Raw genomic sequence first — 7,393 nt, forward strand, 5'->3', positions numbered from 1 at the left:
TCGAGTCCAAGTTTCGCTTTCGGCTCCCTTCAGATCCCGCCTCGCGGCGGGCACCCTGTCCTACAGCTCACGGTTCCGGTCATCACGGCCCGTAGAGAACTTGCATCTCCGAGAAACACAACATGCCAGGCGCACAGAAAAACGACCGCAGCGGACCAATGTCCACTACGGTCGTTGAGCGCTCATCTTTTTAACTGCCCCTTCCGATCCGACAGTCACATGCGAGGGGATCGGGAATCGAAACGAACAGGTGATTAGGTTCTACATCGCGAAGCTGCTGCCGCAACCGCAGGTCTTCTGAGCGTTGGGGTTGTTGAACTTGAACCCACGGCGATTCAGGTCGTCGATAAAATCGATCTCGGTCCCATCCAGATGGAGGTCGAATCGCTTGTCGACAGCCAGTTTCACGCCGAACTGCTCGGTGACGAAATCTTTCGTCGTGTCCTGAGTGTCGTCGAAGTTAAAGGAATAGTCCCAGCCAGAGCAACCGCCTGCCCGGACACCCACTCGCAGCACGTACTCTTCGGGAATCTTGCTTTCGGCCCGGATCCGCTTGATTTCGGCGGCAGCTTTTTCGGTCAATGTCACGGCCATTATCACAGTCCTTGCAGGAAATATTGGGGCATTCAAACGTCGGCAAATTATAAGGTGTCGATTGTGCGAGGCAAGCTCATTCCCAAAGTTACAGGGCTATCACACCCGTCGGGAGCCCCTGAGCTTTGTATTGTCGCAATTGTTGCATTTTTTCGCAGCAACATTCTGCACCCACAAGCCACATTTCGGTTCTCCGCAACAAGCAGTTCTTTCAGACATTCTGTGCCGATTAATCTTTTGGCCGAATCCCGTTGCACTCCATTTCCCCCACAGTTCAACGGGTCTTCCCAAGTCCTGAGCGTCTCGGGACACATAAAATCCGTATGTCAACCCCCTTGTTCACAGGATTTCCGTCCGCTCCTTGAATTTCTGGAACGAACATTGCCTCGATGGTGCGTGTCCCTCAGACTTTTACGGGATCTGGCCGATTTCATTCAACTTTTCGCCAGCGATTGTTTCATTTCTTCGTAGATGTTGTGTTTTCGTATTCTTTTGTTTTTGTGGTATTCATGATTTTTGTCAGTGGGGACTGGTTCAATGCCGAATGTTTCTAATCTGGAGGTCTACCAGGCTGGTGAATTGACGGTCATCGGCTTTGGCGGACGTGAAGTTCTCGATGATATGAATGTCGCCGAATGCCGCGACGAGCTTGTCGAACTGATTCGGTCGCACCACTGCAAGGTGCTGGCCTTCGACCTCACACGCGTCCGACTGATCCCCAGCGGCCTCCTGGGACTGCTGGCATCAATCCGCAAGCAGGGGGTGGCAGTCCATCTCTACAATCCTTCCACCGATATTCGGGAAGTCCTCGAGATCACCAAGCTCGATGATGTGTTGGAATTGCACGAACTGGAAATCGCTGTCTAAAGCCAACGACAAGAGTCGGTGACCGATAAGACCGCCTTTCATTGATGTTGAAGTGGAACGAGTTCGACCTGTCGCTCGAACTCGTTTTTTTCCGTCAGAGCCGTTTCTATTATTCGCCCTTCCGCGGGTCACAGCCCCCGGCTGTTTCCGCTGGAGCCCAGAGTTCATCCTGTCAGCCGGCTACGCCAGATCAGTCGATCGAAATGCCCCCCCAGCCGTCCTGCGAATGAATCCCGACGACGCGTGGAACTGGTCCAGGCAGGGGCCAGAAGGAGGCAGGAAGAGCCCGATCAAATGCGAAACTGGTCGAGTTCGTATCAATCGCGTTTGAGATCACCTTCAAGGCCACATCCGGCAATCGCGTCCCCCCCTTGGAGAGGGGTTCGACCTGGGCTTTTCCCGGCGTGACGACAATTTTTTCGCCCGAGATTTTCGTCGAATACGGAATTGTGACAGCCAGCGGAGGAAGCACGTCATTTCCCGCCGGCTTGAATTTGGCCCGCAAGGTGACCAGAGCTCGATCATCCTCCAGCCGAATGGTCAGGGGATCCTCGTCGTCAAATTCGATGTCGATCACAATATTTTGCAGGCCTGGCAGCGAAATCGGCGGAGGCTGTGACGAATCGAGTTCGTCTTTCTCGGGCTTTACCGCGTAAGGAGCCATGGATTTTTCCATTTCCTTGTCGGTTGTGCGCAGGCCCTTCAGACCGAGTCTGCCGACCAGCGAATTCAGCAATCCTTCATGCACCATCAGTTTCAAACCATTTTCCGGGCCGAGACGATTCTCGAGTTCGGTCGTCGACTCAGTCGGCGTCTGCCCCGTCACCTGCATGAAATAGCTCAATTGGGTGTCAGAGGTGTGGACGAGCTGTTGCGAAGGCAAAAGATCCGCTGCCCCCAGCCACTTTCGCACCGTTAACTCGAGCTGATCATTCGCATCAGCGAGCTGCTTATCGATCGTCTTGTCGAACTCAGGAAACACCCTCTCTGCCACGCGATCCCGCGCCACCGCTTCCGCCTGCGGACGCCGACGTTCTGCTTCCCGGAAGGCGATTCGATTTGCAATCCCTCCGAATAAAGTTCCCGTCAGTGGGGTGGTCGCGCCAAGAGTCTGATTCTTTGCCCGGACATGCACCACTGCGTGCCGCGTCGAAAACTTCTCACCGTCAAAGTAGATCTCCTTGGTCGCCACAAACTCCTGTTGGCTGGCGACGTCCACTTTGGCCTGCGGTGTAAAGCCGGTCGTTTCACTTTGCGTCGTCCCGTTCAGGACGAGAACTGCGCGCCCCTGCGTCCCACCCGGCAGCAGATCGAGTCGAACTTTCGTTGCCGTTGTCTGGTGTCCGAAGACCTCGGCCCCGAGAATAAAGTCCCGCACTTCGCCGGGACGGGTTTCATTACGTGCGACCAGTCGATTCAGAAAGCTTTCCGAAACACTGAACCGGATATTGCCAATCGGCGTTGGCGCCTCTTCGACAATGGGCGCGGCGGGAGCGAAGGGGGCTGCGGCAAGGCCCGGCTGAAGAAAGACAGGCTGGCCCGGCGCCGGCAAAAAGGGTGAAGGACGCCGCATCATATTGGGCCCCATCGGATAGGGGCCGGGTCCCGCCGAGAAGCCAGGAGGGGGCAGGGGCGAGACCAGGGGATCGGAAATCGGTGCTGGCCCCACGGCAACAGGGGGCGTTCCATACGGATTGGCAGTCGGCCCCACCGCCACATTCGGTACCCCTAACGGCGCGGGAGGAATCCGGCGAACGGGAGGCTGTGCGAAAGCATCGCTGGTAAAAACGGCGCATCCCGTCAAGGCAAGGGTGGTCGTTCTGAGCGAACTTGTCGTCATTGCGCAGAACAGCGTCCCGATAAATCCTCGCTGATACATAGGATGTTTCCTGACGATGTCTCGATGCTCTTGAAAATCATGACAAGACTGACGTGCCATCGAATCAAGGCAGGCCGAAGTGTCGCTGGATCGGGTGGCGAATTGCCGCCGGGACAGGGATCAGATCGGCATCACACCTTGTGAGTCTCGATTCGCATCGGCGAAATTCATCACCTTTAGCCGGGTTTTACACCAGATTTCGAGTTCTTTCGGTTTTGCATTCAAATTTTACTCAAGCTCGACAGGGAATTTCAGAAAACTTCACTCCATTCACGCAGGCCAATATCCCAGTTTGTGCAACCCGCCAGATCCCTTTTTCCCGCGTGTCCTCCCACTTGTAAAAACTGCCAGAAGCGGGCCAGACTCAATTGCGCAAGCAATTGCTGTTCCCTGTCACCAGTGCAGAAGAGAAATACAGAGACGTACCGGTCAATACTTCCCCGAGAAGACCGGCATTCGGCCTGAAACGAATTGACAGAAATTGCCAGTCCACCTAGAGGATTTCGTAAGGAGTTGCTAAATAGGCAACATCGGTGTTCGATCGCAGGATGCGTTCGTATCAAAGTCAAGGTAGACACGAACATGAACTCAACGAATCTGTCCATTGCACATGGTGCTGAAAAGCCGCTGCCGGTCACATACGGTCGGTTGATGGATTTCCCCGATGACCCGGTCGCCTGTCTCCGTGAGCTCCATGCGCGGCACGGCTCAATCTGTGCCATGGAAGAGCAGGGCCAACGGATCTATTTCGTTTTCGGACCTGAGTTTAACCATCAGATTCTGAGTGATATGGCCAACTTTCACTCTCAATTCTTTGCCATTCGGGGCTCAAGAAATTCCCCTCAGCGCAGACTGAGCTCCGGCCTTCTGAGCATGAATGGAGAACAGCACAAGCGGAACCGCCGCATGGTGATGGATGCCTTCATGAAGAAGGCCATTCTTAACTATATCCCGTCGATCCAGAGCGAGGTCGAGGCGATGCTGGCAGAGTGGGTTCCCGGGACGGAGCGAGATGTCTCGCGCGACATGACCGATTTCATGCTGCGGCTGACCAGCACGATTCTGTTTGGCATTGATCAGCCCGAAGTGGCATACCGGATTGGTCACATGATTGATGAGTGGGTTCACTCGAACCATGAAATCGGCATGGGTGCGTTCGTCGCTGATCCGACGATTGCCAATCGTTACAGCGATCTTCTCGAGTATGCAGGAAAACTCGAAGCAGAGATCCTCGGAATGATCAAACTTCGGAAACAGAATCCCACCGGTTCAGACGCCCTGTCGATTCTCATCAATGCTCATGACAGCGAAGGGAGCATTACCGACGAAGAGCTGGTCGGGTCTGCCGCACTGATGTTTGCCGCGGCACATCTCACTACTGCCCACACGCTGACCTGGACACTTTTCCTGCTCGCGCAACACCCGACTGCGATGACGCAGCTGCACGAGGAGCTGACAGCGAATCTTACCGGAGGCTTCCCGACGGTCGCACAACTGGAACAGCTCCCCTTCGTGGAACGGACGCTCAAGGAAAGCATGCGGATCTTGCCGGCGTCGTCCTATTCCCAGCGCGTCGCCGCCGCCCCGGTCGAACTCGGCCCCTTCCAGTTGACGCCCGGTGCCGGGATCGTCTTCAGCCAGTTCATCACGCACCATATGCCGGGCATCTATTCCGACCCGGAAGCGTTCCTTCCGAATCGCTGGTTGAATATCAATCCTTCCCCCTATCAGTACCTGCCATTTGGGGCGGGACCGAGAATGTGCCTGGGTGCTCCGCTCGCCATGCTGATCCTCAAGACCACCCTGCCGACAATTCTGCAGCGGTTCAAGGTGACGATGGTCCCGAACTCGGAGGTCAGCTCCAAGGTCATTTCAACCATGCTCGGCCCCACCACCAGCGTCATGATGCGGATCGATCATCAGGACGGAAAGTTCCACTCGGCACCGGTGCGTGGAAACATTCACGAAATGGTCGATCTGCGCGAAGTCGTGTCCACTCGGCGTGCGGCGTAGTCAGAATAGCAGAATTGACCTCGTTGACGGCCGCATGAACGTGCGGCCGTCGGCACCAATTCAGGAAGCGTCGTCTGGCCAGAGTGTGACTGGCCACGATGTGATCCGCGCCACAGCCTTCGCCGCTTCAAAGTGCGGGACAAAAACGATGACGTCTTGCGGTGCGGCATCGCGCAGACCAAGGTCACCCACCACGCGCCATTCCTGCTCGACCCTCCAGTCGATTCCCGAATGACCGATTGCCCGCTGAAAAAAAGGACGCTGCTGCGCGGTCAATTCCGGCCAGTCGGCCTCCTCAGCGTAGTTCACTGCCTGAGCCCCTCGACTGAGCAGCCAGCTTCGGCGCAGGCAGATACCGTAGGGTTCAAAATCCCAATGCACGCGGTGCGGCCGAAAGCGACGCAGTGAGGGAAGCTCGGAAAGTGGAATTGCAGTGAAGCTCACGACACGGTCCCCTCCGCGAATGGTTCGGCCCGACGCGATCAACGTTTTCTGACGGATAATCCGCAGCAGCGCACTCAGCGCGGAATGATCCGCATCACTCCGCGCCTCCAGCAGACTGTCGGCATACTCTGCGAACGAATCTCCGGGCCAGGGACCGGGACAGGCGCGTGTGCTGTGCGCGAGAAAATCCCATTCCTCGGCAGGTGGGAACGGCGACAGGGTATAAACGTCCGGAGGATCGGTCGACGCCTCCGAGGTTCGGTCGAGATCTTTCAAAGCCGCAGCTGCGACCAGGGGACTCAACTGTTCGGTTGTCGGCGTCCAGGAGGTCGCTCCTTGCGCACACAGTTCTGCTCGCAAATTGTCAGGCTGCAGTTGAGGCAGGTCGACCAGCACTACTCGAGATTGTCGCTGCTGAAGTCGTTCTTTCAGCAGCCGCTCCAGATTGCCCCCACTGCGCAGGTGGAGCACGTAGACCACCTCGGCGGCATCCATCAGACTCTGATCGGCGACGGATCGATCCGAAGCGGTGTCGACTCCTTCCGGCACTGAAACAAAGTGTTGTTCGACTCCCAGCCGGGCAGCGGCCTGCTGCAGAAACGGAGCCCCCGCTGTTTTTTCGCTTAGTAATAGCGTCGTCTGGCTGGCTTTGAGTTGCCTTAAGACTCCACGCAGCCCCGCGATCCAGAGGGCATCAGGCGGCACGAGACGCGTCAGCCGTGACATCATGACGGCAGCGGAGTTCGGCAGGGTCATTTCAGACCGAAGCAATAGAGATGCCCCGCCGTACGCAGATAGATCCGACCATCGACAATGGCTGGCGTGGCGAAGACATCCTCCTTCATGTCGCTGGTGTGCAGGAGATTCAGTTGCTCCGTTGCCGAAACGACCGTCAGCCGACCAGGCTCATCAACGAGATACACCTTCCCATCCCCGGCGACAGGTGAGGCATAATAGCTGCCACTTGCCTCAAGCCTGAGCGGACGCGATGCTTTCCCCGTTTCCGGGTCGAGATTCTGAAGAATTCCGCCGTCTTTCACTGTAAACAGCCTGCCGTTGTAGAGCAGGGGAGACGCACAGAAGGGAACCTGCTTCGGATAGGTCCAACGGATGTGAGTTTTCGTTGCGTCCCCCGTCGCACCCGGCCGGATACTCAGGACCATGTTTTTTCCCTGGTCGAACAGACTACGAAAAAGCTCGTACTCGTCACGCGTCAGTTGTCCGTCTTTGTTCCGGTCGGCCTGTGTGAAGCGAGCATAGATCGGCCCTTCGACGAGTTCCTCTTCACTGAGCATTCCGTCTTGATTCTTATCCCTTCGCGGGGCGACATCGTCGAACGGTTCCGCCCGAATTGGTTCCGCCTCATCCCCCCCCGCAGCCCAGCCTGCCAGATACAGATTCCCGTCTGGCCCCACGGTCGGCGAACTGACGACTGTGCGTGAGATCCCACGGACAGTCCACGCTTCTTTCCCGGTCTCCAGATCGTATCCGACAACCCGCAGGGTCGCCGCCACGACGATTTGCTGACGACCTTCGTTATTCCACAGAATCGGTGTGCACGAATTACGCAGGAAGTCAGAACGGTCCGTTTTCCAG

At 56.6% G+C, this 7,393-nt stretch carries 6 protein-coding genes; 2 read left to right on the forward strand and 4 right to left on the reverse strand.

Translation table 11 applies throughout. The features are described from left to right. Positions 1–261 precede the first annotated feature (261 nt). Complete coding sequence (locus VGE80_RS15045) at positions 262–594, reverse strand: HesB/IscA family protein (RefSeq protein WP_373652800.1); 333 nt, start codon at positions 592–594, stop codon at positions 262–264. Between the two features lie 537 nt (positions 595–1,131). On the opposite strand from VGE80_RS15045, the gene VGE80_RS15050 reads away from it, so the two are divergent. Then, positions 1,132–1,461 (forward strand): STAS domain-containing protein, encoded by a 330-nt coding sequence (locus tag VGE80_RS15050; RefSeq protein WP_373652801.1) that lies wholly within the window; start codon positions 1,132–1,134, stop codon positions 1,459–1,461. Positions 1,462–1,651: 190 nt separating this feature from the next. On the opposite strand, the gene VGE80_RS15055 is transcribed toward VGE80_RS15050, so the two are convergent. Next, a complete protein-coding gene (locus VGE80_RS15055; RefSeq protein ID WP_373652802.1) occupies positions 1,652–3,340 on the reverse strand; it encodes a hypothetical protein in 1,689 nt (562 codons plus the stop codon). Between the two features lie 582 nt (positions 3,341–3,922). Between VGE80_RS15055 and VGE80_RS15060 the strand changes: the two genes are divergently transcribed. Next, on the forward strand, positions 3,923–5,353 hold the full coding sequence (locus VGE80_RS15060; RefSeq protein ID WP_440593230.1) for a cytochrome P450: 1,431 nt from the start codon (positions 3,923–3,925) through the stop codon (positions 5,351–5,353). A gap of 60 nt (positions 5,354–5,413) precedes the next feature. On the opposite strand, the gene VGE80_RS15065 is transcribed toward VGE80_RS15060, so the two are convergent. Both VGE80_RS15065 and VGE80_RS15070 read right to left on the reverse strand, forming a co-directional pair. Further along, positions 5,414–6,568 (reverse strand): hypothetical protein, encoded by a 1,155-nt coding sequence (locus VGE80_RS15065; protein WP_440593231.1) that lies wholly within the window; start codon positions 6,566–6,568, stop codon positions 5,414–5,416. Next, on the reverse strand, positions 6,550–7,393 hold an 844-nt coding region (locus tag VGE80_RS15070), incomplete at its 5' end, for an outer membrane protein assembly factor BamB family protein (protein WP_440593232.1). The genes VGE80_RS15065 and VGE80_RS15070, both read right to left, overlap by 19 nt.

It is taken from the genome of Schlesneria sp. (assembly GCF_036405755.1).
GTDB lineage: Bacteria > Planctomycetota > Planctomycetia > Planctomycetales > Planctomycetaceae > Schlesneria > Schlesneria sphaerica.

Coding starts and splice junctions, on each gene's coding strand:
- VGE80_RS15055 (WP_373652802.1), bottom strand. CDS start 3,340: ATGTATCAGCGAGGATTTATCGGGACGCTGTTCTGCGCAATGACGACA.
- VGE80_RS15050 (WP_373652801.1), top strand. CDS start 1,132: ATGCCGAATGTTTCTAATCTGGAGGTCTACCAGGCTGGTGAATTGACG.
- VGE80_RS15045 (WP_373652800.1), bottom strand. CDS start 594: ATGGCCGTGACATTGACCGAAAAAGCTGCCGCCGAAATCAAGCGGATC.
- VGE80_RS15060 (WP_440593230.1), top strand. CDS start 3,923: ATGAACTCAACGAATCTGTCCATTGCACATGGTGCTGAAAAGCCGCTG.